The organism is Paraburkholderia atlantica (assembly GCF_009362785.1).
In the GTDB taxonomy this organism is placed as follows: Bacteria; Pseudomonadota; Gammaproteobacteria; order Burkholderiales; family Burkholderiaceae; genus Paraburkholderia; species Paraburkholderia atlantica.
Genome location: NZ_WHNQ01000035.1, coordinates 1 through 20,412, shown reverse-complemented (window position 1 = coordinate 20,412; position 20,412 = coordinate 1). Strand labels below are relative to the sequence as shown.

Sequence of the window (20,412 nt, the reverse complement as noted above, 5' to 3'; positions counted from 1 at the left end):
GCCGCGCGCGAATCCCGCGCCAGCCGGCCATCTTCACTGACATGCGTCGATTCTTCAGTTTCGCCCTCGCACTGCTTGCCTTCACCGTCGGCGCGCCCGCGTTCGCGAGCACGGTCGCGAGCCGCAGCTTCCATTCCGATGCGCTCGGCCGCGACTGGAACTACACGGTCTACCTGCCGGCGGGCTATCGCGCGGATGGTCCGCGCCTGCCGGTGCTCTACCTGCTCCACGGCAATAACGGCGACGCCAACGACTGGCTCACGCAAGGTCATCTGCAAAGTACCGCCGACACGCTGATCGAGCGCAAGGAGATCGCGCCGGTCGTCATCGTGATGCCTCAAGGCGGCACGGACTGGTACGTCGACCGGAAGGAAAAGATGGAGAGCGCGTTCTTCGGCGATCTGCTGCCCGAGATTGAAACGCACTACGCGGTCGCGACGCAGCGCGGCGGACGGATGATCGGCGGCGTGTCGATGGGCGGCTTCGGCGCGCTGCGCTATGCGCTGACGCAGCCCGAGATGTTTTGCGGCGCGCTGCTGCTGAGTCCCGCAATCTACGCAAACGAGCCGCCGCGCGCGTCGGCGGCGCGGCGCGTCGGCGTGTTCGGCGAGCACCAGTTCGATCCGCGCATATGGCACGAGCTCAACTATCCGGCGCAGTGGGACCGCTACATGAGCCAGCCGTATCGCCTGCCGATGTTCATCGCATCCGGCGACGACGACCTCGACATCCAGGCCGATGCGTCGCTGCTATACACGCATCTGCGGCTCGCGGGCAATCCGGCGGCGCTGCGGATCATCGACGGCGGCCACACGTGGGACGTATGGAGCGCACTGCTGCCCGCAGCGCTCAAATACACGCTCGGCTGCGTGAAGCCGCCGGCGCAGGAGCATCCGTCGAATCAGCGGCCTTGAGACAGCGCTATTCCACGAGATCGGTCCACAGCACCATCAGCACCGTCATCAACGCGGGCCCGATGAAAATCCCCAGCAGCCCGAACGTCTCCGCGCCGCCGAGAATGCCGAACAGCACGAGCAGAAACGGCAGGCGCGTCGAGTTGCCGATCAGCACCGGCCGCACGAAGTGCTCGGCGACGAACACGACGACCGCGCCGAATACCAGCAGCCCGGCCGCCGCGACCATCGAGCCCTGCACGAGCAGCCACAGCGCGGCGAGACCGAACACGATCGGCGCGCAGAACGGCAGCATCGCCGCGATCGCCGTAACGAAGCCGAGCAGCGCCGCATGCGGCACGCCGGTCACGAAGTACGCGACGCCAAGCAGCAGGCCCTCGCCGACGCCGACCACGATCAGCCCCGACACGGTGCCGCGCACCGCGGTCCCCATATGCGCGACGAGGTCCGCGCCGCTATCGCCGAAACCGCGTCGCGCGGCCTTCAGCAGCGAGCCGGACAGCCGTGGCCCCGCCTGAAAAATCACGAACAGCGTGACCAGCATGAACGCGAACACCATCGCCGCATGCGCGGCGCGCGCGCCGAAATGCCGGCCGAGTGTCATCACCGTTTCGCTGTGCAAGCCTTTCATCGCCGCCGAGCCGCGCAGCGGCTGAGCGAGATTGGCCTGCCACCACGAGCTGATCTGCTGCACACCGAACGGCAGACGGTTGATGAAGTCCGGCAACGGAATGCCATTTTCCTGCGCGCTGCGGAACCACTCGTTCAGATCGTGCGCCTCGCGCAACGCCTGCGCGATGCCGAGCCCGACCGGCAGCAGCACGAGCACGGCGATCACCAGCGTGAAGACGGTCGCGAGCAAGGTCGTGCGTCCCCTGAACCACTGGCTGCTCGCCACCTTGTGCAGCAGCGGCCACAGCGCAATCGCGACGACCGCCGCCCACGCCACCACCACGATGAAATCGCGCACCACCCACAAAGCGAGCAGCACGAGCCCGATATAGAGCGCGACCGATGCGGCCCTCTGCTTTTTCTGGCGCTCGGCGGCGACGGACGACGCTTCGGAAGAGTTGGGCGGAACTGCGGGAGGGCGTGGAATCATGTGAACTCTTGTGTTCTTGAACAGTGTGCGCGCGAGCCGACCTGAAAAATTCAAACCCGCTACACTGACGGCTCAGTTCGCCGCCCGACACTCAACATCTTAAAGGAAGCGTTGCCGCCCTCTTCCGGCCGCCACCCTCGTCGCGTAACAGGCAACACAGCGTTGCAAAAACGCACATTATTAAAAACTCACATAAAAAATGCTTGCGACGCCCGCCATTTCAGCCACTCGGAAATGTCAAGTGTGATTATTGCGGATTCCGGAACGGTGTTTCAACGATGACACAATGGCTATCCGGCGCGCACAGGACTAAATTCGGCACTCCACAATACGGAGTCGATGATGACCCTGGAGTCCATCCCCCTCGACGGTAGCAATGGTGTACGCATCGAAATTCTCGAGAGCTCCGACACGACGCTGGTGATCCGCTGGGTCGAGCCGGGCCGCTGCCACTACGGTGAGCAGCGCTGGCGGCGCCGCTCGGCGCATTCTTCCGGTACTTGCGCGGTGTCGCGCCGCAAAATCCGTCGCGGTGACCCGGTGTTCAAGCCGGCCGAGCGCCCGGCGCCGTCGAATGCGTCCGCGATGATCTGCGCGGAAATTCTCGAACCGCTGCTCGAAGCGGCCTGACGCACGGAACGTTCCCGAGTCCCGCGAGCGGAACGCAAGTTTCGATCCGTTGCCCTCGCGGTCGATCTCCCTCCTGCCCACACGCCTTTAACGATCGCGTGCCCGGCCGCCGCGGCATCGTATGATGCGCCGCCGCGCCGGCCCCGCTCCCGGTTGCCGCCCCGCGCCTCGTGCGTTAAGGTGGATTCGTTGCGCCCGCCCGACCGCCGGCTCGCTATCCGGCGCAGGCTGCGCGCCTTCCACCACCGCGCCGCGCCCGCCGCGACGCCGTTTGAGGGCCGATCATGGCAGAAGACACGCCGCAAACCCGCGCGGCCACCGCCGCTTCCACGCCTCCCGCTTCCCCTGCTCCTCCCGCTTCGCTGATCCCGCCGCAGCAGTTCGCGCTCGACGTGCTGCTCGAAAAGTACGCGAAAGGCGACGAGCAATCAGCCGACGATGTATACCGCCGCGTCGCGCGCGGCGTCGCCGAGGCCGAGCCGCCCGAGTTGCGCGCGTCGGTCGAGGAACAGTTCGTCGACAATATGCGCCACGGTGCGCTCGGCGCGGGCCGCATCATGAGCGCGGCGGGCAGCGGCATCGCCGCGACGCTGATCAACTGCTTCGTGCAGCCGGTCGGCGATTCGATCCAGGGCGTCGATGAACAGGGTTTGCCGGGCATCTACGTGGCGCTGCTGCAGGCGGCCGAGACGATGCGCCGCGGCGGCGGTGTCGGCTACAACTTCTCCGCGATCCGGCCGAAAGGCGCGCGGGTTCACACGACCAGCTCGGCCGCCTCGGGCCCGTGCAGCTACATGGACGTGTTCGACGCATCGTGCCGCACCGTCGAAAGCGCGGGCTCGCGGCGCGGCGCGCAGATGGCGGTGCTCGACTGCAATCATCCCGACCTGCTCGAATTCATCGAGGCCAAGCACTCGAAGGGGCGCTGGAACAACTTCAACGTATCGGTCGGCGTCACCGACGAATTCATGCGCGCGGTCGAGAACGAGGAGCCGTGGCAACTGGTCCATCGCGCCGAGCCGTCGCCGGCGCTGCGCGCGGCCGGCGACGTGCGGCAGCGCGAGGACGGCCTGTGGGTCTATAGCGAACATCCGGCGCGCGCGATCTGGGACCGCATCATGCGCTCGACGTACGACGTCGCCGAGCCCGGCATCGTGTTCATCTCGCGGATGAACGAGGACAACAATCTGCGCGCGGTCGAAACGATCCGCGCGACCAATCCGTGCGGCGAGCAGCCGCTGCCCGCCTACGGCTGCTGCAACCTGGGGCCGCTCAATCTGACGCGCTTCGTCGTCGATCCGTTCGCGCAGTTGCAGGGCCGTCAACCGTCGTTCGACTGGGACGCCCTCGCACGCCGCACCCGCACGCAGGTGCGCTTTCTCGACGACGTGCTCGACGTCACGCTGTGGCCGCTGCCCGAGCAATACGCCGAATCGCGCGCGAAGCGGCGCATCGGCGTCGGCTTTACCGGCCTCGGCGATACGCTCGTGATGATGGGCCTGCGCTACAACTCGCAGGAAGGCCGCGATTTCGCGGTGCGCATCGCGCGGTTGATGCGCGACGAAGCGTATCGCGCGTCGGTCGAACTCGCGAAGGAGCGCGGCGCGTTCGAGCTGTTCGACGCCGCGCGTTACCTGGAAGCCGGCACGTTCGCGTCGCGTCTGCCCGACGACCTCAAGCAGGCGATCCGCCGCGACGGCATCCGCAATAGCCATCTGCTGTCGATCGCGCCGACCGGCACCGTCAGCCTCGCGTTCGCGGACAACGCGTCGAACGGCATCGAGCCGGCGTTCTCGTGGACCTATACGCGCATGAAGGTGATGGCCGACGGCGGCCGCGAATCGTTCGACGTCGAGGACTACGCGTACCGGCTTTATCGCGAGCTCGGCGGCGATGTGACCAGGCTACCGGACTATTTCGTCAGCGCGCTGCAGATGTCCGCGCGCGACCATCTCGACATGATGGCGGCCGTGCAGCCGTACGTCGACACGTCGATCTCGAAGACCGTCAACGTGCCCGCCGACTATCCGTTCGACGCGTTCGAAAGCCTCTACTTCGATGCATGGAAAAGCGGGCTGAAGGGCCTTGCCACCTATCGGCCGAACGACACGCTCGGCGCAGTGCTGAGCGTGTCGTCCGCACAGACCGACGACACGCTCGCCGAGATGGACCAGGACCCGCTGCGTATCGCGATCGATCATCGGCCGAGGGGCGAATTGCCGGCGATCATCGAGAAGGTCGAGTATCTGACGCAGGCCGGCAAGAAGTCCTTGTATGTCGCGGTGTCGTTCATCGAGGTGACGGGGCGGCTCGGCGGCGAGGACGTGACGATCGAGCGGCCGATCGAGTTCTTCATTCCGGTCGGTCAGCGCGACGAGTCGCAGCAATGGATCACCGCGACGATGCGTTCGCTGTCGCTGGCCGCGCGCGGCGGCTTCGTCGCGCGCAATCTGCAGGATATGCGCAAGGTGTCGTGGGATCGCGGACAGGTGCGGCTCGGCGACGTGCAGCGTCTCGACGGTCATCGCGCGCCGCGCTGGCACGATTCCGAAGTGGCGGCGCTCGCGTTCGCGATCCAGCAGATCCTGTATCGGCGCGGCTTTCTCGACGCCGAGGGCAACCAGGTCGCGTCGCGGATGCTCGCGCGTTTGCCGCGTGGGCAAATGAAAACCGACTTGGCGCTGTCCGCCGATTTCGGGCTCCGTGCGAATCCCGCCGATAGCGCTGACACGTTGCTGCAGCCGAATGGCACGCAAGGGCTGCACACGATGCTCGGACGCAAATGCGCTTCATGTGGCGCGAATGCGGTGATTCGCAAGGACGGCTGCGATTTTTGTACCGCGTGCGGGGAGGTGGGGGCGTGCGGGTAGTGTGAGGTTGGGAGCGAGCGGCGTGGATGTGAGTACCCCCATAAGGTCGCAAAGCGACCGTGGCAACTAGTCTAGGCCGCGAGGTCCGAAAAGGTCGCACTCAGCCGCCGCGTCGACCCGGGCTAAAACGATGCGACTGCTGTTCCCCTCGCCGAGATGAATGCAGGATTTTGGCTCGACGACGTGCAGGATAGTTGCCCTGCCGCGTCGGGCCGCGTTGTACGATGGATTCGGCAGCAAACTCTTTTGGGCTTGTCGTTTCGGTATCTGGTTCGCTCATTTTATGGTTATGACGCGGACTGAAGATTTAACTGGAATTTTGTCGAGTGGGCGCTCGCGCATATGGTCGCGAACAAGGTTGATGTGGCCTATCACAAGACTGACCTGCTCGAACAGCGCTGCCCGATGAAGGAAGAGTCGGCGGCGCATGTATCCGGCATGGGGGGTTGATTGTAGAAGCGGTCGAAGAGAGGGGCACAAAAAAGCCGACTTGTGAGGGGCGGCATATTCGTCTCCACTATGCATGTTCCCGGATGATGAACGAATCGAACTCTATAGCGATCGCAAAGCCGGCCGTCGGATGCAGATAGACAATGTGTTGAGCTGTTCTTTTACCCGGCAATGAGCACTTCAACAGATCGCGTGCAAGTGCTTCAACTTGCGTGTTCGGCCGTGCCCTCTCCATCGACAGAACGATATTGACTGTACCGCCGTTCTCGAGGCCTAGACGAGTCACTCCTTGAAAGGTGGCTGTGACTCGACGCGCACCGAGTTTGAGACCCAGAATCAATGTGTCAGGACAAGTCAAGTCAGATTCATTTTGTAGCACGATGCTTTCGACATGCCAGTCATGGAAGTAATCATACGCGTGGAGCGTTGCGTCAATATCTGTCACAGTTTGCCTCACTAAGGGAGAATTGAAACGGGCCAACCTTGATCGCGCACGTTGCCATCCCAGTTATGTGCATGCGGATTAGGCTGCCCGTGGTGGGAATCAAAGTCTATGTCAACCGCTGCCGAGCCATTAGAATCAAACATGCGCCATTGCTTCTTCATACCGGGGCCGCTTTCAATCCAAGAGTTCGGATTACCGGTCATGTTAGGAATGCCAGCAACTTCAAATGTATCGCCATGGGCGGAATGCGGCTGAAAGCGGAACGGCTGCGCATCGCCGAGCAGCGCTGATGCGGCTCTATCGCGAGTTCTGGCTGCGCGCGCAGCGTTCAGCCGGGTTTGCCAGGTGGCTGGATCGTACTTAGAGACTCAACAACCCCGCCAGCGCGTGCAATTGATCGATGCGAATAACAGCAGTGTCGGGAGTCGCGGATCCCTCTGCGCTGAAGAGTGCAGAAAATCAGCCACGACGCCTCATCACGTTGCCGTCCTCGTCGATGCAAGCAAGCACGGCGGCGCGCTCGGCTTTGTGCGTCTTCTGGAATTCCACTTGCGCATCCCCGCCGACGCTCGGGCCCCGTCAACACTTCCATCACTTCTTGCTTGTTGTTAGTCAAAAACACAGCCTTATGCCTACCCGCTATTTCAAGTGGAACACTGTGTCCGGCGATTCGGGGGCCGCTCCATAGGGAACCGGAAAACTTGCTGTGCAAGCACCGTTCCTCCCGCTGCTGCCATTTCAGCTTATGCGTCAAGCCACAGTGGAAGTCCGGCGCGCTCATTGAAGGCTACGCTTCACCCCACCCTCGCGTAATACAGATTCTGCGGATGCTTCGCTTCCGCGAAGAAAAACCAGCGCTCCGCCACGAGCCCCGCATACTGCACGAGACAGGCCGCGGCCAGCAAGCCGAACGACGCGCCAAGCGAACGCAGGCCCGCGCCGAGCACGATCAACACGACCGGCACGACAAACGCGCCCACGAGAAAGCCCCATTTGACACCACGCAACGTCCGCGCCGATTTGCCGTGAAAGAACTCGCGCAGATTGAACGCGCCGGCGGTGAAGCCTCGTGACACTTGCATGAGGTTCGGGTTGCGGATGCCGGTCGCACTCTGCACCGTCGATTTCGGCCGCAAGCGCGCATTGCGCAGCAGCGACGCCGAGCGGCTCGCGCAGCCGGCGAGCGTCAGCATGCACGCGCAGATCGCCAGTCCCATCGTCAGCTCGGGCGCGAACCAGGCACTCAACGCGGTCGCGAGCGTCGCGCCCGATGGGCAGCCGAGCAGCACGAAGTTCACCAGCGTCAGCGGCGTCGCCCACTCCTGCAGAAAGCGCAGGCACGCATAGATCATCGCGGTGCAGACGAACAGCGCGGCGCTAGCGAGCACGCCGAGCCAGCCGAGCGCGAGTGACCACGGCGAGCCGAGCCAGTGCGCGACGCCATTCAGGAACGCGCAGGCGAGAAACGCCGGCAGGCACAGGCATTCGCGCGACAGCCACGAGGTGCGCGGGCGAGTACTGCTTCATGATGCCGGAGGCACCCTTCGCGCAGATGACGCCTTGATTCAGCGGATGCTCCGGATTGCCGTCGATATAGCGCACCTCGCCGTCGCGCAGATGCACGCGGATGCCGCAGCGGCATGCACACATATAGCAGGCGGTGGTCTTGATATCGAGCCGTTCGTTCTGCGTGCGGGCGTGATGGTCCATGGCCATCTCCGTCGCTGCTTCCAGTGGGCCGAAGCGCGGGTCATATAGTTTCGGTTTCGCTTTCAGCTATGCGCTTCTTTCGTTCCCGTGTCCAGTTGCATCGGACTGGTTGCGTACGCTGGGACGCTTGTTCAAGCGCAGCCCTCCAGTTGCGCGATCAGCGCATCCGGAATGTCGACGCCGTCCTCGTATGCCGCCTGCGCAAGCTGCTCTCTTCGATAACCAGGCAAGCGCACGTCATCGTCCATCAGCATCATCTCGATCAGCGCCTCGACGCGCGACAGATACGCGTCGTCGCCGGCCAACGCGCCCGGATCGATCGCCCAGAACAGATGGCCGATGCGCGAGCGCTCCCCCTCCTCGGTCAGGAACGAGCCCGCTTCGTAGCCGAAGTTCGCGCCGGTCAGCGCGGCGGCCAGCAGCTCGACCACCAGCGCCAGCATCGCGCCTTTCGCGCCGCCGAACGGCAGCATCATGCCGTCGAGCGCGGCGCGCGCATCGGTGGTCGGCAGACCGTCTCGCGAGGTCGCCCAGCCTTCGGGGATCGGCTCGCCATCGCGCGCCGCCAGCGCGATCTTGCCGCGCGCGATCTGCGATAGCGCGAGGTCGATGACGAGCGGCGCGCCGTTGCGGCGCGGAAACACGGCGGCGATCGGGTTGGTGCCAAAGAGCGCGCGGCGGCCGCCCCACGCGGGCATCGCGGCCGGCGAATTGCTGAACGCGAGCGCGACCATGCCGGCTTCGCCGAGCGCGGCCAGATGCGCCGCGCCAACGCCGAAATGATGGCTGCGGCAGATGCCCGCGACCGCGCTGCCGTACTGCCGGGCGCGTTCGGCGAGCGTCGCGACCGCCAGATCGCAGGCCGGATAAGCGAGGCCGTCCGCGCCGTCGATCAACACGGCCGCGCCGCGATCCGCGACGATGACGGCTTGCGCGGCCGGATCGACGCGACCGTTGCGCAACTGCGCGCAGTACATCGGCAGACGCGATACGCCGTGCGAAGACAGGCCGCGCACATCGGCATAGACCAGCGCGCGCGCCGTCGATTCGGCGGTCGCCGGCGACGCGTCCGCGCGGCGCAACGCGCCAATCGCCAGCGCGGTGAGCGCGTCGGGAAACAGTCGGGCCATCGGGTATTCCTTTCCTTGGTTCTATTGTCGGCAGCGCATCACTTTGTCATTACCGCGGTGAAGCATCAAGTCCGGCATTGCCGTCGATGCCGCTGCGACGCGATCCTCTTCGCCGCCTTTTCGTACAACCCCGTTGCACGAGGCCGGTTGGATTCTTCCTCGCGCGCCTGCTCCGCTTGCGCCGCCTGCGGCTTGCGCACCGGCTGCGCCAATGCCTGCCACCAGCGTCGCGACGAGGTTGCCGATCATAGCGAAGCGGGATCGATATTGAGCCCAGCGCACGGACGCAGCAAGTTCGCGACGACGAGGCCGAGCACCAGCGCGATGCTGGTGACGATCTCGAACTACAGCAGCGTCTTGAAGCCGACGCGGCCCGCCTGCTTCAGGCTTTCCATGCGCGCGATGCCAACGGAAACCGTGCAGAAGACCACCAGCGTGATCAGCATCTTGATGAGGCGAATGAAGGTGTCGCCGAGCGGTTTCATCTGCACGCCGAACACGGGCGCGAAATGACCGACGAGAATGCCAGCCGCAAGTCCGATCAGGACCTGCACGTGGAGATGTTTGAGCACGCGCAAGATGGTGTCTCCTCCACTAGCTGCTGCCAGATATCGAGCCGGCGCCACTGCCGCATGAGCTGCCGGTCACGGGGAGCATTGTTGGCCGCTTCTGCCGTGCCGGCACGCGCCGGGAAGGTGGTGACCGCGGCGCGCGAGCCGTGAGGCTCGCCGCGGCGGCCGGGCCGTGCGCGTCAGGCGCTTTCGAACAGACGCGTCAGGACGAACTCGCGATGACCAAGCGCTTCGGCTGCGGTGAAACGGCCGTTGATCGTGGCCATCATGCATTGGAGCAGTTTGTCGCCGCTCTGATCGAGGTTTTGCTCGCGCTGCAGAATGCCGGTCACATCGACGTCGATATGCTCGCCCATCGTGCGGACCGTGCGCGGATTCGCGCAGATCTTGATGACCGGCACGATCGGATTGCCGATCACGTTGCCCTGCCCCGTCGGAAAGAAATGCACGACGAAGCCCGATGCCGCGCACAAGGTCACCATCTCGGCCGCGGCCGACGACGAATCCATGAACCACAGTCCCGAATGCGTCGGCTCCTCGGCTTTGTCGAGCACGCCGTCGACCATGCACTTCTTGCCGATCTTCTGGATGTTGCCGAGCGCCTTTTCCTCGATCGTCGTCAGGCCGCCCGCGATATTGCCCTTGGTCGGCTGCGACTCGGACAGGTCGTCGGTTTTCCAGCGATTGATCATGTCCTGATAGCGGTCGAACATGAACTGGAAGCGCTCGCGCACGCCGTCGTTCGCGCAGCGCGCGGCGACGATCTGCTCACCGCCCGTGAGCTCCGAGGTCTCGCCGAACACGAGCGTGGTGCCGAGGCCGTACAGCTTGTCGAACGCATTGCCGACGGTCGGGTTCGAGCCGCAGCCCGACGTGGTGTCCGACTCGCCGCACTTGGTCGACACCCATAGCTCCGAGATCGGGCACGCCTCGCGATCGAGCGACGTCGCGTACTGCACCATGTCCTTCGCGGCCTTCGACGCGCGCATGATCGTGTCGTGATCGCCATGCAGTTCGATGCCGAAGCCCATCACCGGTTTGCCGGTCTTCGCAATCCCATCGACGACACGCTTGGTCCAGCCCTCCTCGATACCGATTACCACCACCGCCGCGACGTTCGGATTGCTGCCTGCGCCGATCAGCGTGCGGAAATGCAGTTCGAGGTCGGCGCCGAATTGCAGCCGCCCATACGGATGCGGCAGCGCCATGGTCCCCTTGATGTTGTGTTCGACCGCTTGCGCCGCGGCATTGGACAGATCGTCGACCGGCAGAATGATCACGTGGTTGCGTACGCCCACGCGGCCATTGTCGCGACGATAGCCGCGAAAAGTCGTATCCAGGTCAATCACGCTCATGGTGTCTCTCTCGTTCGGGTTGATGCCAGTGAGGGGCGGCTCGATGCCGCGAACAGAAAATGCCGCAAAACCGGCGGGAAAACGCGCGGCGCTGCTCTGCCTACCAGCGTTTCGTCTTGATGTTGTGCACGTGCGCGTGCTCGCCGGCCTTGATCGGCGCGACCACCTTGCCGATATCGACGCCGTACTTGAACACCGTGTCGCCGACGGCCATGTCCTTCAGCGCGACCTTGTGACCGATCGGAATGTCCTGCTTCGCCGGCACTGTGACGATTTCGTCGTCGTCCATGATCCATGCGTTGAGCTGCATGCCCGCCTTGATGCCCTCGACCACCGCCACACCGACCGTGTCTTTCGCCTCGTGCAGCACGAGGTGGATCGTTCTGCGTGGCGCGGACGCGCCCGCCGCGGTGTCGTTGATATCTGCCGTGGGATTGCTCATGAGCGTCTCCATTCCTAGTTTGAATGCGGTGAGGGTGCCGCCGGGGCAGCGCAGCCAGGTGCGCCGCGGTGAATCGATACTAGGCGCCCACTTACTCAATGTCAACTAGGTCATATATATGTGTTAGAAGACTGAGAGAGTACGAGCCGGCTGTCGCGCTTCGCCGACAACATACGATTCATCCAGATGTAATGGATGACCTGGTCGTTTAGAATCAGGGCAGGTTCACCCCCCTGCGAGCGGTACGACTCGCGTATCCCAGAGGTTTTCATGAGCACGCTCGCGATCAATGCGCCCGCGCTGGGCGCCACACGGTACAAAGAGGTCAAGAGCGCGATTCTCGCGGCGCTCGCGGCCGGCGAATGGAAAGGCGGCGAATGCATTCCTTCGGAAAAGCGTCTCGCCGAACGCTTCGGCGTGTCGATCGGCACGCTGCGCAAAGCCATCGACGAACTGTGCACCGAGAACATTCTGATCCGTCAGCAGGGGCTCGGCACGTTCGTTTCGATGCATCAGCGCGACCGGCACTTCTTCCGCTTCTTCCGCATCGTGCGGCGCGACGGCGACAAGGCCTATCCGGTCGTCACGCTGATCGGATTCAAGAAGGCGCGTGCATCGCGCGAGGCGGCTGCCGCGCTCGGCATCGACAGCGGCGCGCGCGTGCTGCAGTTCGTCAACGGGCTCGCGCTGCACGGCAAGACCGTGCTGATCGAACATATCACCGTGCCCGAAGCGCTGTTTCCCGGCTTGACGGAAAGCAAGCTGCGCAACCGGCCGAACACGCTGTACAACTTCTATCAGGACGGTTTCGGCATCAACGTGGTCGAGACCGATGAGCGTGTGAGCGTTGCGCTCGCCAATGAGCTCGAAAGCGCGCAGCTTGGCGTCGAAGTTGGCGCGCCGTTACTCGAGATTCGGCGCATCGCGTACTCGTATCACCGCAGCGCCGTGGAACTGCGCATTTCACGGCTCAATACCGAGGAGTACGAGTACATCGGCACGCGCGCGGCGCGCGACGATCAGAAATAACGGACCACGGTCACTCGCCACGCACATCTGCGCAAAAACGACAGGCCAATCGCCTTTCATTTTCGGCCGGCGCCAACCTGTCTAAAATAGCCGCACTTCCGATTCCGAGAACCCCATGCTGGATACCCTCACGAGCGGCGCCGCGCCCATCAACGACGACTCCGGAATGTTCGAACTCGCGCCGGTGTCGCTGTGGCTCGAAGATTTCAGCGGCGTGCGCGCGTTGTTCGATGAATGGCGAGCCGCGGGCGTGACCGATCTGCGCGCCCATTTCGCCGAAGACCCGCGCCGCGTTGCCGAATGCGCTCACCGCATCCGCGTGATCAAGGTCAATCGGCAGACGCTCACGCAATTCGAGGCCGCCGATTTCGACACGCTGACGAGCAATCTCGCGTCGGTCTTCCGCGACGACATGCTGAAAACGCACCTCGAAGAGCTGTGCCAGCTCTGGGACGGACAGTCGAACTTCACGAGCCACACGGTCAACTACACGCTCGGCGGACGGCGCCTCGACGTGCTGCTCAAGGGCTCGGTGCTGCCCGGTCACGAGCAACGCTGGGACCGCGTGCTGGTGTCGACCGAAGACATCACCGAGCTCGAAGGCGCGCGGCGCCGTGTCGTGCAAGCGGAGGAATACGCGCGCGGGCTCTTCGAACATTCGCCGGTATCGCTGTGGGTCGAGGATTTCAGCGCGGTCAAACGCCTGCTCGACGGCGCGCGCGCGGCCGGCATCAACGACTTCCGCGTGTTTACCGACGTCCATCCCGAGTTCGTCGAACGCTGCATGGCGGAAATCCACGTGCTCGACGTCAACCATCACACGCTCGGGATGTTCGGCGCGAAGGACAAGAAGACGCTGCTCGCGCGCCTCGCCGACGTGTTCCGCGACGATATGCGTCCGCATTTCCGCGAGCAGTTGATCGACCTGTGGGACAACAAGCTGTTTCAGCAGCGCGAGGTGCTCAACTATTCACTCGACGGCAACGAGGTTCACGTACACCTGCAATTCTCGGTGCTGCCCGGCCACGAGCGGGACTGGGACCTCGTGCTCGTCGCGCTGACCGACATCACCGCGCGCAAGAAGGCCGAGGCCTACCTCGAATTCCTCGGCAAGCACGACGTGCTGACCAAGCTGCGCAACCGCTCGTTCTACGTCGACGAACTGAACCGGCTGGAACGCAAGGGACCGTGGCCCGTCACGATCATCATGGCCGATCTGAACGGCCTGAAGCGCGTGAACGATCAGCTCGGCCACGCGGCCGGCGACGCACTGCTGCGGCGCGCCGGCGAAGTGCTCGCGAAGGCGATGGAGTCGCCTTTCCACGCGGCGCGGATCGGCGGCGACGAGTTCGCGATCCTGATGCCCGATACCGACGAGCGCGGCGGCGCGGCGATGATCGACGCGATCCGCCAGCTGGTCGAGATGAACAACCAGTTCTATCCGGGCTCGCCGCTGAGCTTCTCGATGGGCGCGGCGACCTGCCAGCGCGGCGACCGGCTGGAAGCGGGCGTGCAGCGCGCCGACCTGCTGATGTACGAGGAAAAGCGCGCGCACTACGACGCGCAGCCGGCCGCGGACGCGGCGGCGAAATAACGGCCAAGGGCGTCAGACGTTCGCCACGCCGGCGCAACGCTCGACGCTCGACGCTCGACGCTCGACGCTCGACGCTCAACCCTCACTCAGCCCGGCAGCTTGGCCGCCAGCACATCCAGCTTGACGATGCTCGGCGGCGACGCGAATAGCTCGCCCGCCTTCTCCATCAACGCGGCCGCGACCTTGCCGTTCAGATGTGCGTTGCGACCGGCTTCGTCGTCGAACGCATCGAAAATGGCGTACGTCGACGGACCGAGCTTCAGACCGAACCACGCTGCGGTGGCCGGCTCCTGCTCGACGAGCGGCAGGCCGCCGAGCAGAAACGCCTCGACTTCCTTTTCCTTGCCGGGCTTGGCTTCCAGACGGACATACAAAGCGAGCTTGACCATGACGCGACTCCTGGTGAGTTCGGCAGCGAACGGTCCTTTCAAAGCGCTTTGAAAAGTATAGGCGGCGTCGGCTGAAGCGGTGCCGAACCTAACGCGAGCAAGTCACGCGCCCGGAAAGCGCAGCTCGAAACGCACGACGCCCGGCAGCGGACACACAACGCGCGCGCTGCCGCCATGCAGATGCATGATCGCCTTCACGATCGCGAGCCCGAGTCCGTTCGATTCGGTGAACGCGCTGCGCGCCGCGTCGCCGCGATAGAAGCGATCGAACAGCCGGTCGAGTTGCGCGGCCGGAATCGGCTCGCCCTCGTTTTCGACCGTCACCAGCGCGCCCGCCTGGTCCTGCGCGCCGCGCAGGCGCACGATGGTGTCGCCCGCGCCGTAACGCACCGCGTTGACGACCAGATTGTTGATCGCGCGGCGGCACAGCATCGGATTGGCCGACGCGATGCCCGCCGCGTCGACTTCGAAACGCATGCCGCGCTCATCGGCCAGGCCTTCGAAATAATCGGCGATTCTGACGAGTTCGCCATGCAGATCGACCGGCTGCCGTTCGATCGACAACGCCGCATGATCCGCATGCGCGAGAAACAGAATGTTCTCCGCGATATGGCTCAGGCGATTCAACTCCTCCAGATTCGATTCGAGCAGTTGCTGATACTCGTCGGGTTCGCGCGGCTGCGCGAGCGCCACCTGGGTCTGGCCGACCAGCGCGCCGACCGGCGTGCGAATCTCGTGCGCGAGATCGGCGGAAAACTGCTGCAGACGTTGATAGCCGTCGGCGAGACGATCGAGCATCGCATTGAACGCGTGCGTAAGCTGACGCAGTTCCACCGGCGCCGCTTCGTCGTCGAGCCGCACCGCCAGGTTCGTCGGGCTGATTTGCGCGGCGCGTGCGGCGATCTCGCGCACCGGGCGCAGCGCGCGGCGCAGCACGCAGTAAGCGAGCAGCGTCGCCGCCAGCATGCCGGTCAACGTCGCCAGCACGATGCGGTTGCGGTACTCGGCCAACATGCGCATTTCGTGCGTCATCGGATGGCCGGCGATCACCTCGACTTCGGCGCCATCCTCGCGCGCCGTCGCGGTCGCGATCGCCCAATGCACCGGCACGCCGTCGGGTAGGCGCGTCCGCAGGATGTCGGTGGCGCGCGGCGGATTGCCTGCCGGGGCGACCGGCAGATCAGGCACCGCGAGCCCGCCCGGATTCACGTCGACGAACGGCGCTTCACCCGGCCGGCGGAAGATCAGCACGTCCTCTTCCGCGCCGAGCATCGTCTCGAACAGCAGCGGACGCTTTTTCAATTCGCTGACCGAGTAAAGGTCGTGCACGATGCGGCTGAAATGCTCGACGCGGCCGCTCAGCACGACATCGGCGCGGCGTTGCAGCGCGACTTCGGCGGAATGATAGAAATACGCGCCGAGCGAACCGATCACCGCGCAGGCGATCAGCGCGAACAGCAACGTGGTGCGGGCGATCAGCGAGCGTTCGGTCCAGAGTTTCATGCGCTGTCGCCGAACGTGTAGCCGATGCTGCGCACGGTGTGAATCAGCTTCTTCTCGAACGGGTGATCGACCTTCGCGCGCAGGCGCTTGATCGCCACGTCGACCACGTTGGTGTCGCTATCGAAGTTCATGTCCCACACTTCCGACGCGATCTGCGAGCGCGACAGCGCTTCGCCCTCGCGGCGCACCAGCAGATGCAGCAGCATGAACTCCTTGTTGGTCAGCGGAATGTCGACGCCCTCGCGCGTGACCCGACGGCGCAACACGTCGAGCTTCAAGTCGGCGACTTCGAACACGTCGCTTTCGCGGATCACGCCACGGCGCAGCAACGTGCGAATGCGCAGCACCAGCTCGGTAAACGAAAACGGTTTGACCAGATAGTCGTCGGCGCCGAGTTCCAGACCGCGAATGCGGTCGCTGACCTGATCGCGCGCGGTCAGGAAAATCACCCGCAGATCGCGTCGCGCGCGCAACGCCCGCATGATTTCCCAACCGTCGATGCCGGGCAGCATCACGTCGAGCACCACCAGTTCGTAGTCGTGCTCGAGCGCCAGATGCAGGCCGTCCGTGCCGGTGCGCGCGAGGTCGACCGCGTAGCCGTTCTCCCGCAAGCCCTTCTTCAGATAGTCGCCGGTTTTCGGATCGTCTTCGATAACCAGAATGCTCATGATGCTCGCCGCTCCTGCGCACGATTCGACCCGCAAGGCCGCGCTCGCGCGCGCAATAAACGCCTGACGGGAGCGCTCGAAAAAACCTGCGACGCTCCCCCGGCGGCCATTCTACGTGGCCGCCGTCGGCCATTGATGACGTTTTTGTCATCCTCCCGTCACCTTGATGAGCCGATGTGGCGGCTAGTCTGATAGCACCATCCACCACGCTGCATGCCTTTCCTGGAGTTGCCTGATGAAGACCCGCATGAACACTGTCCGCGCACGCACGCTGCGCGCCCTCGCCGTCCCCGCACTCGCCGCCGCGCTGTTCGCGACGACGTTCGCGGCTTCGGCCCAGACTGCCGCGCCGACCGGCGTGCGCGGCACGGTCACGTCGCTGTCGGGCGATCTGCTCAAAGTCCACACGCGCGACGGCCAGGACGTCGACGTGAAACTCGCCGCCGACACGCCGATTCGTGGCGTCACGCTCGCCAACGTCGCCGACATCAAGCCGGACAGCTACGTCGGCACCGCCGCGATTCCGCAGTCCGACGGCACGCTGAAAGCGCTCGAAGTGCATGTATTCCCGCCGAGCATGCGCGGTTCGGGCGAAGGTCATCGGCCGTGGGATCTCGGCGCGAACAGCACGATGACGAACGGCACGGTCGGCTCGCTGGTGGTCAGCAACGGCCGCACGATCACCGTCAAGTACAAGGATGGCGAGAAGAAGATCGTGATTCCGCAGGACGTGCCCATCGTCAGTCTGGAGCCGGGCAGCCGCGCGCTGCTGACGCCCGGCGCGAAGGTCGTGCTGTTTGCGCACAAGGAGGCGGACGGCTCCATGGCGGCGAATTTCATTTCGGCCGGTGAGCATGGCGTGACGCCGCCGATGTAAAGCGGCATGTGGTTCGTCTTCAACCCTCTCGTTTTTGAAGCCAATGCCCGACTCGCAAGCAGCTCTGATCGTTCATCCTCTCCTGGTTCGTGTGACGCACTGGGTCAACGCGTTCGCGATGGTCTGCATGATGATGAGCGGCTGGGCGATCTATAACGCGTCGCCAATCTTTCCGTTCCGGTTTCCCGTATGGGCGACGGTCGGCGGATGGCTCGGCGGCTCGATCGCATGGCACTTCGCGGCGATGTGGCTGCTATGCGTGAACGGGCTGCTCTATCTCGTGTATGGCGTCGCGAGTGGCCATTTGCGTCGCAAGCTGCTGCCGGTGCGTGCCCGCGATGTGGCGCGCGATGCGGCGCTCGCATTGCGCTTCAGACTGCCGCACGAGACCGGCCGCTACAACGCCGTGCAGCGCGCGCTGTATCTGCTGGTGCTGCTGCTTGGCGTGCTGCTCGTCGCATCGGGACTGTCGATCTGGAAGCCGGTGCAATTCTCGTGGCTGACCGCGCTGTTCGGCGGCTTCGATTTTGCGCGGCGCGTGCATTTCGTCGCGATGGCCGGCGTGGTCGGCTTCGTCGTCGTGCATCTGCTGCTGGTGCTGCTGGTGCCGCGCACCTTGCCGCCGATGTTCACCGGACGCACGCGGCACGGCACGCACCGGATCGATCAAGCCCCTCAGAGGACTCGCGCATGAGCGCCCCGCAACGAACCGACACGGCGAACGATACGCACGCCAATCCAGAAGACGCGCGCCGCGCACGCATCGTGCTTGCCGAGCACCGGCCGCAAATCGAGCAATTGCAACGCCGTCTATTTCTGCGCTCGTCGCTATCGATCGGCGCGCTCGCGATGCTGTCCGGCTGCAACCTGCAGGACAACGATTCGGTCGACAAGGTGCTATGGGCGATGTCGCGCTGGAACGATCGCGTGCAGGCGTGGCTGTTCAATCGCAACAAACTCGCGCCGACCTATGCGGCGCGCGATATCACCGATCCGTTTCCGTTCAACGCGTTCTATCCCGAGTTCGATGCACCCGATATCGACGGCTCGAGCTTTCGGCTCGAAGTGTCGGGGCTCGTCGCGGACAAACGCAGCTGGAGTCTCGAGCAGCTGCGCACATTGCCGCAGGTTTCGCAGATCACGCGTCACGTGTGCATCGAAGGGTGGAGCGCGATCGGACAATGGAGCGGTGTGCCGTTTCGCACGTTTCTGCAACTGATCGGCGCCGATCTGAGCGCGCGCTACGTGGGTTTCAAATGCGCGGACCGCTATTACTCGAGCCTCGACATGGCGACCGCGCTGCATCCGCAAACACAATTGACGCTCGATTTCCGCAACGCGCCGCTGCCGGCCAAATACGGTTATCCGCTGAAGCTGCGCGTGCCGACCAAACTCGGCTTCAAGAACCCGAAGCATATCGCCGCGATCTTCGTGACCAACACGAACCCGGGCGGCTATTGGGAAGATCAGGGCTACAACTGGTTCAGCGGGCTTTAGACCGCGGTCACGTACCGCGGCACCGGCTTGTGCGCGCGCGGCAGCGGCGCATCGTGAGCGGCGCGCATGCGCTTGACCTCGTCGCCGGGACTCAGGCCGAATAGCCGTTTGAACTCGCGGCTGAACTGCGACGCGCTTTCGTAGCCGACCCGCGCGGCAGCCGCGCCCGCATTCAAGCCATCCTGCACCATCAACAGACGCGCGTGATGCAGACGCGTGGTCTTCACGTACTGCATCGGCGACGTCGCGGTGACCGCCTTGAATTGCGCATGAAACACCGCGAGGCTCATGCCGGCCTCGGCCGCGAGCGTATCGACATCGAGCGAGCCGTGGTAGTCCGCATGGATGCGCCGCAGCGCCTTCGCGATGCGGCCAAAGTGATTCTGATGCGTGAGCGCCGCGCGAATCGCGCCGCCCTGCTCGCCGGTCAGCACGCGATAACAGATTTCCCGCACGATGCCGGGCGCGAGGATGCGCGCGTCGAGCGGCGATGCGAGTGCTTCCATCAGACGCTTCACTGCGCCGCTCAGCGCGGGATCGAGCGGCGTCGAGTAGATGCCGGCCGGTTCGTGCTGCGCGATACCTTGGGTCTCGTTGAGCGCCATCAGCAACTCGGCGACCATCGTCAGATCGACGCGCACGGAAATGCCGAGAAAAGGCTCCTGTTCGCTCGCCTCGGTCTCGCATTCGAACGGCAGCGGCACCGACAACACCAGGTACTGCTGCGCGTCGTACTGGAATACCTGATCGCCGATAAAGCCACGCTTGCGTCCCTGGCAGACGATCACGATACTCGGCTCGTACATCACCGGCCTGCGCGCCATCGGCTGATTCGCGCGCAGCAGGTCGACGCCTTCGAGGCTCGAACGCGTGATGCCGGCATTCGGCGCGAGCAGATTGAACAGTTCGAGCACGCGGCGCTGGGCCGCATCGTTCGTAACGGAATCGACAGCTTGAGTGGACATGACGATATGGTGACAGCCAGGAGAATAATGCCTGGAATTTAGCACCAAACAGTCTATCGCGCTGCCCTTCCAGAGTTTTAGGCAAATCTTCAAGACAATCAGGTATTCCGCGACGGGTGCCGGACTCCTAATATGGGAACCCTGCCGGATCGCCCTTCTCGCCGCGTGCAGCGTGCTGCGGTCATTGGCCAACGCGAATGTTGGTCACCGATGCCCGCTCCCCGATTCCGGTTCATGCTGCGGCCCGCCGCATCCGCAACCTGGTGTTGC

18 protein-coding genes and 2 pseudogenes are annotated in these 20,412 nt (G+C 64.3%); 8 read left to right on the top strand and 12 right to left on the bottom strand.

The genetic code is table 11. The annotated features are described in order from the left end of the window. The first annotated feature begins 41 nt into the window (after positions 1 to 41). Positions 42 to 914, top strand: coding sequence for an alpha/beta hydrolase (locus GCT19_RS32915; RefSeq protein ID WP_018433158.1), 873 nt, complete (start codon positions 42 to 44; stop codon positions 912 to 914). Positions 915 to 921: 7 nt separating this feature from the next. Here the strand turns inward: GCT19_RS32915 and GCT19_RS32910 are convergent, their stop codons facing one another. Then, positions 922 to 2,016, bottom strand: a complete 1,095-nt coding sequence (locus tag GCT19_RS32910) for an AI-2E family transporter (protein ID WP_018433157.1) — start codon at positions 2,014 to 2,016, stop codon at positions 922 to 924. Positions 2,017 to 2,358: 342 nt separating this feature from the next. Here GCT19_RS32910 and GCT19_RS32905 point away from each other — a divergent pair, with 342 nt between their 5' ends. Together GCT19_RS32905 and GCT19_RS32900 are read left to right on the top strand one after the other, a co-directional pair. Beyond that, the gene (locus tag GCT19_RS32905) at positions 2,359 to 2,646 is read left to right on the top strand and encodes a DUF3331 domain-containing protein (RefSeq protein WP_013091570.1); all 288 of its coding nucleotides are present in this window, start codon (positions 2,359 to 2,361) and stop codon (positions 2,644 to 2,646) included. A gap of 284 nt (positions 2,647 to 2,930) precedes the next feature. Next, complete coding sequence (locus GCT19_RS32900) at positions 2,931 to 5,516, top strand: adenosylcobalamin-dependent ribonucleoside-diphosphate reductase (RefSeq protein WP_152854263.1); 2,586 nt, start codon at positions 2,931 to 2,933, stop codon at positions 5,514 to 5,516. A gap of 517 nt (positions 5,517 to 6,033) precedes the next feature. On the opposite strand, the gene GCT19_RS32895 is transcribed toward GCT19_RS32900, so the two are convergent. The 7 genes and pseudogenes from GCT19_RS32895 to GCT19_RS32865 all read right to left on the bottom strand — a co-directional run bounded on the left by GCT19_RS32895 (position 6,034) and on the right by GCT19_RS32865 (position 11,620). Next, complete coding sequence (locus GCT19_RS32895) at positions 6,034 to 6,411, bottom strand: hypothetical protein (protein ID WP_152854262.1); 378 nt, start codon at positions 6,409 to 6,411, stop codon at positions 6,034 to 6,036. A gap of 794 nt (positions 6,412 to 7,205) precedes the next feature. Beyond that, positions 7,206 to 7,919, bottom strand: a pseudogene (locus tag GCT19_RS32890) (dimethyl sulfoxide reductase anchor subunit family protein); the annotation flags it as partial. After that, positions 7,912 to 8,121: pseudogene (locus GCT19_RS32885) on the bottom strand (hypothetical protein); the annotation flags it as partial. The pseudogenes GCT19_RS32885 and GCT19_RS32890, both read right to left, overlap by 8 nt. A 131-nt stretch (positions 8,122 to 8,252) precedes the next feature. Further along, positions 8,253 to 9,251, bottom strand: coding sequence for an Ldh family oxidoreductase (locus GCT19_RS32880; RefSeq protein WP_152854261.1), 999 nt, complete (start codon positions 9,249 to 9,251; stop codon positions 8,253 to 8,255). A 344-nt stretch (positions 9,252 to 9,595) separates the two neighbouring features. Beyond that, a complete protein-coding gene (locus GCT19_RS32875) occupies positions 9,596 to 9,823 on the bottom strand; it encodes a cation:dicarboxylate symporter family transporter (protein ID WP_311548584.1) in 228 nt (75 codons plus the stop codon). Positions 9,824 to 10,002: 179 nt separating this feature from the next. Continuing rightward, positions 10,003 to 11,178, bottom strand: a complete 1,176-nt coding sequence (locus tag GCT19_RS32870; protein WP_152854259.1) for a UxaA family hydrolase — start codon at positions 11,176 to 11,178, stop codon at positions 10,003 to 10,005. Positions 11,179 to 11,278: 100 nt separating this feature from the next. After that, on the bottom strand, positions 11,279 to 11,620 hold the full coding sequence (locus GCT19_RS32865; protein ID WP_193727474.1) for a UxaA family hydrolase: 342 nt from the start codon (positions 11,618 to 11,620) through the stop codon (positions 11,279 to 11,281). Between the two features lie 270 nt (positions 11,621 to 11,890). On the opposite strand from GCT19_RS32865, the gene GCT19_RS32860 reads away from it, so the two are divergent. Together GCT19_RS32860 and GCT19_RS32855 are read left to right on the top strand one after the other, a co-directional pair. Next, positions 11,891 to 12,649 (top strand): GntR family transcriptional regulator, encoded by a 759-nt coding sequence (locus GCT19_RS32860; protein ID WP_152854258.1) that lies wholly within the window; start codon positions 11,891 to 11,893, stop codon positions 12,647 to 12,649. Positions 12,650 to 12,764: 115 nt separating this feature from the next. After that, the gene (locus tag GCT19_RS32855) at positions 12,765 to 14,243 is read left to right on the top strand and encodes a sensor domain-containing diguanylate cyclase (RefSeq protein ID WP_152854257.1); all 1,479 of its coding nucleotides are present in this window, start codon (positions 12,765 to 12,767) and stop codon (positions 14,241 to 14,243) included. Positions 14,244 to 14,329: 86 nt separating this feature from the next. On the opposite strand, the gene GCT19_RS32850 is transcribed toward GCT19_RS32855, so the two are convergent. The 3 genes from GCT19_RS32850 to GCT19_RS32840 form a co-directional block, all read right to left on the bottom strand. Continuing rightward, a complete protein-coding gene (locus GCT19_RS32850) occupies positions 14,330 to 14,632 on the bottom strand; it encodes a putative quinol monooxygenase (RefSeq protein WP_013091562.1) in 303 nt (100 codons plus the stop codon). 102 nt (positions 14,633 to 14,734) lie between these two features. Beyond that, complete coding sequence (locus GCT19_RS32845) at positions 14,735 to 16,135, bottom strand: heavy metal sensor histidine kinase (RefSeq protein WP_152854256.1); 1,401 nt, start codon at positions 16,133 to 16,135, stop codon at positions 14,735 to 14,737. Continuing rightward, the gene (locus GCT19_RS32840) at positions 16,132 to 16,803 is read right to left on the bottom strand and encodes a heavy metal response regulator transcription factor (protein ID WP_013091560.1); all 672 of its coding nucleotides are present in this window, start codon (positions 16,801 to 16,803) and stop codon (positions 16,132 to 16,134) included. Before GCT19_RS32840 ends, GCT19_RS32845 begins: the two co-directional genes overlap by 4 nt. Before the next feature lie 247 nt (positions 16,804 to 17,050). Between GCT19_RS32840 and GCT19_RS32835 the strand changes: the two genes are divergently transcribed. The 3 genes from GCT19_RS32835 to GCT19_RS32825 are packed head-to-tail and all read left to right on the top strand — an operon-like array spanning position 17,051 to position 19,177. Then, positions 17,051 to 17,680 (top strand): hypothetical protein, encoded by a 630-nt coding sequence (locus GCT19_RS32835; protein WP_375791994.1) that lies wholly within the window; start codon positions 17,051 to 17,053, stop codon positions 17,678 to 17,680. A gap of 43 nt (positions 17,681 to 17,723) precedes the next feature. Beyond that, on the top strand, positions 17,724 to 18,374 hold the full coding sequence (locus GCT19_RS32830; RefSeq protein WP_152854254.1) for a cytochrome b/b6 domain-containing protein: 651 nt from the start codon (positions 17,724 to 17,726) through the stop codon (positions 18,372 to 18,374). Then, positions 18,371 to 19,177 carry a molybdopterin-dependent oxidoreductase gene (locus tag GCT19_RS32825; protein WP_152854253.1) on the top strand — a complete coding sequence of 269 codons (807 nt, stop codon included), beginning with the start codon at positions 18,371 to 18,373 and terminating at the stop codon, positions 19,175 to 19,177. Before GCT19_RS32830 ends, GCT19_RS32825 begins: the two co-directional genes overlap by 4 nt. Here GCT19_RS32825 and GCT19_RS32820 read toward each other — a convergent pair. Continuing rightward, complete coding sequence (locus GCT19_RS32820) at positions 19,174 to 20,142, bottom strand: AraC family transcriptional regulator (protein ID WP_152854252.1); 969 nt, start codon at positions 20,140 to 20,142, stop codon at positions 19,174 to 19,176. The two genes, GCT19_RS32825 and GCT19_RS32820, sit on opposite strands and share 4 nt — an antisense overlap. Positions 20,143 to 20,412: the final 270 nt, after the last annotated feature.

Coding starts and splice junctions, on each gene's coding strand:
- GCT19_RS32915 (WP_018433158.1), top strand. CDS start 42: ATGCGTCGATTCTTCAGTTTCGCCCTCGCACTGCTTGCCTTCACCGTC.
- GCT19_RS32910 (WP_018433157.1), bottom strand. CDS start 2,016: ATGATTCCACGCCCTCCCGCAGTTCCGCCCAACTCTTCCGAAGCGTCG.
- GCT19_RS32905 (WP_013091570.1), top strand. CDS start 2,359: ATGACCCTGGAGTCCATCCCCCTCGACGGTAGCAATGGTGTACGCATC.
- GCT19_RS32900 (WP_152854263.1), top strand. CDS start 2,931: ATGGCAGAAGACACGCCGCAAACCCGCGCGGCCACCGCCGCTTCCACG.
- GCT19_RS32880 (WP_152854261.1), bottom strand. CDS start 9,251: ATGGCCCGACTGTTTCCCGACGCGCTCACCGCGCTGGCGATTGGCGCG.
- GCT19_RS32870 (WP_152854259.1), bottom strand. CDS start 11,178: ATGAGCGTGATTGACCTGGATACGACTTTTCGCGGCTATCGTCGCGAC.
- GCT19_RS32865 (WP_193727474.1), bottom strand. CDS start 11,620: ATGAGCAATCCCACGGCAGATATCAACGACACCGCGGCGGGCGCGTCC.
- GCT19_RS32860 (WP_152854258.1), top strand. CDS start 11,891: ATGAGCACGCTCGCGATCAATGCGCCCGCGCTGGGCGCCACACGGTAC.
- GCT19_RS32855 (WP_152854257.1), top strand. CDS start 12,765: ATGCTGGATACCCTCACGAGCGGCGCCGCGCCCATCAACGACGACTCC.
- GCT19_RS32850 (WP_013091562.1), bottom strand. CDS start 14,632: ATGGTCAAGCTCGCTTTGTATGTCCGTCTGGAAGCCAAGCCCGGCAAG.
- GCT19_RS32845 (WP_152854256.1), bottom strand. CDS start 16,135: ATGAAACTCTGGACCGAACGCTCGCTGATCGCCCGCACCACGTTGCTG.
- GCT19_RS32840 (WP_013091560.1), bottom strand. CDS start 16,803: ATGAGCATTCTGGTTATCGAAGACGATCCGAAAACCGGCGACTATCTG.
- GCT19_RS32835 (WP_375791994.1), top strand. CDS start 17,051: ATGAACACTGTCCGCGCACGCACGCTGCGCGCCCTCGCCGTCCCCGCA.
- GCT19_RS32830 (WP_152854254.1), top strand. CDS start 17,724: ATGCCCGACTCGCAAGCAGCTCTGATCGTTCATCCTCTCCTGGTTCGT.
- GCT19_RS32825 (WP_152854253.1), top strand. CDS start 18,371: ATGAGCGCCCCGCAACGAACCGACACGGCGAACGATACGCACGCCAAT.
- GCT19_RS32820 (WP_152854252.1), bottom strand. CDS start 20,142: ATGTCCACTCAAGCTGTCGATTCCGTTACGAACGATGCGGCCCAGCGC.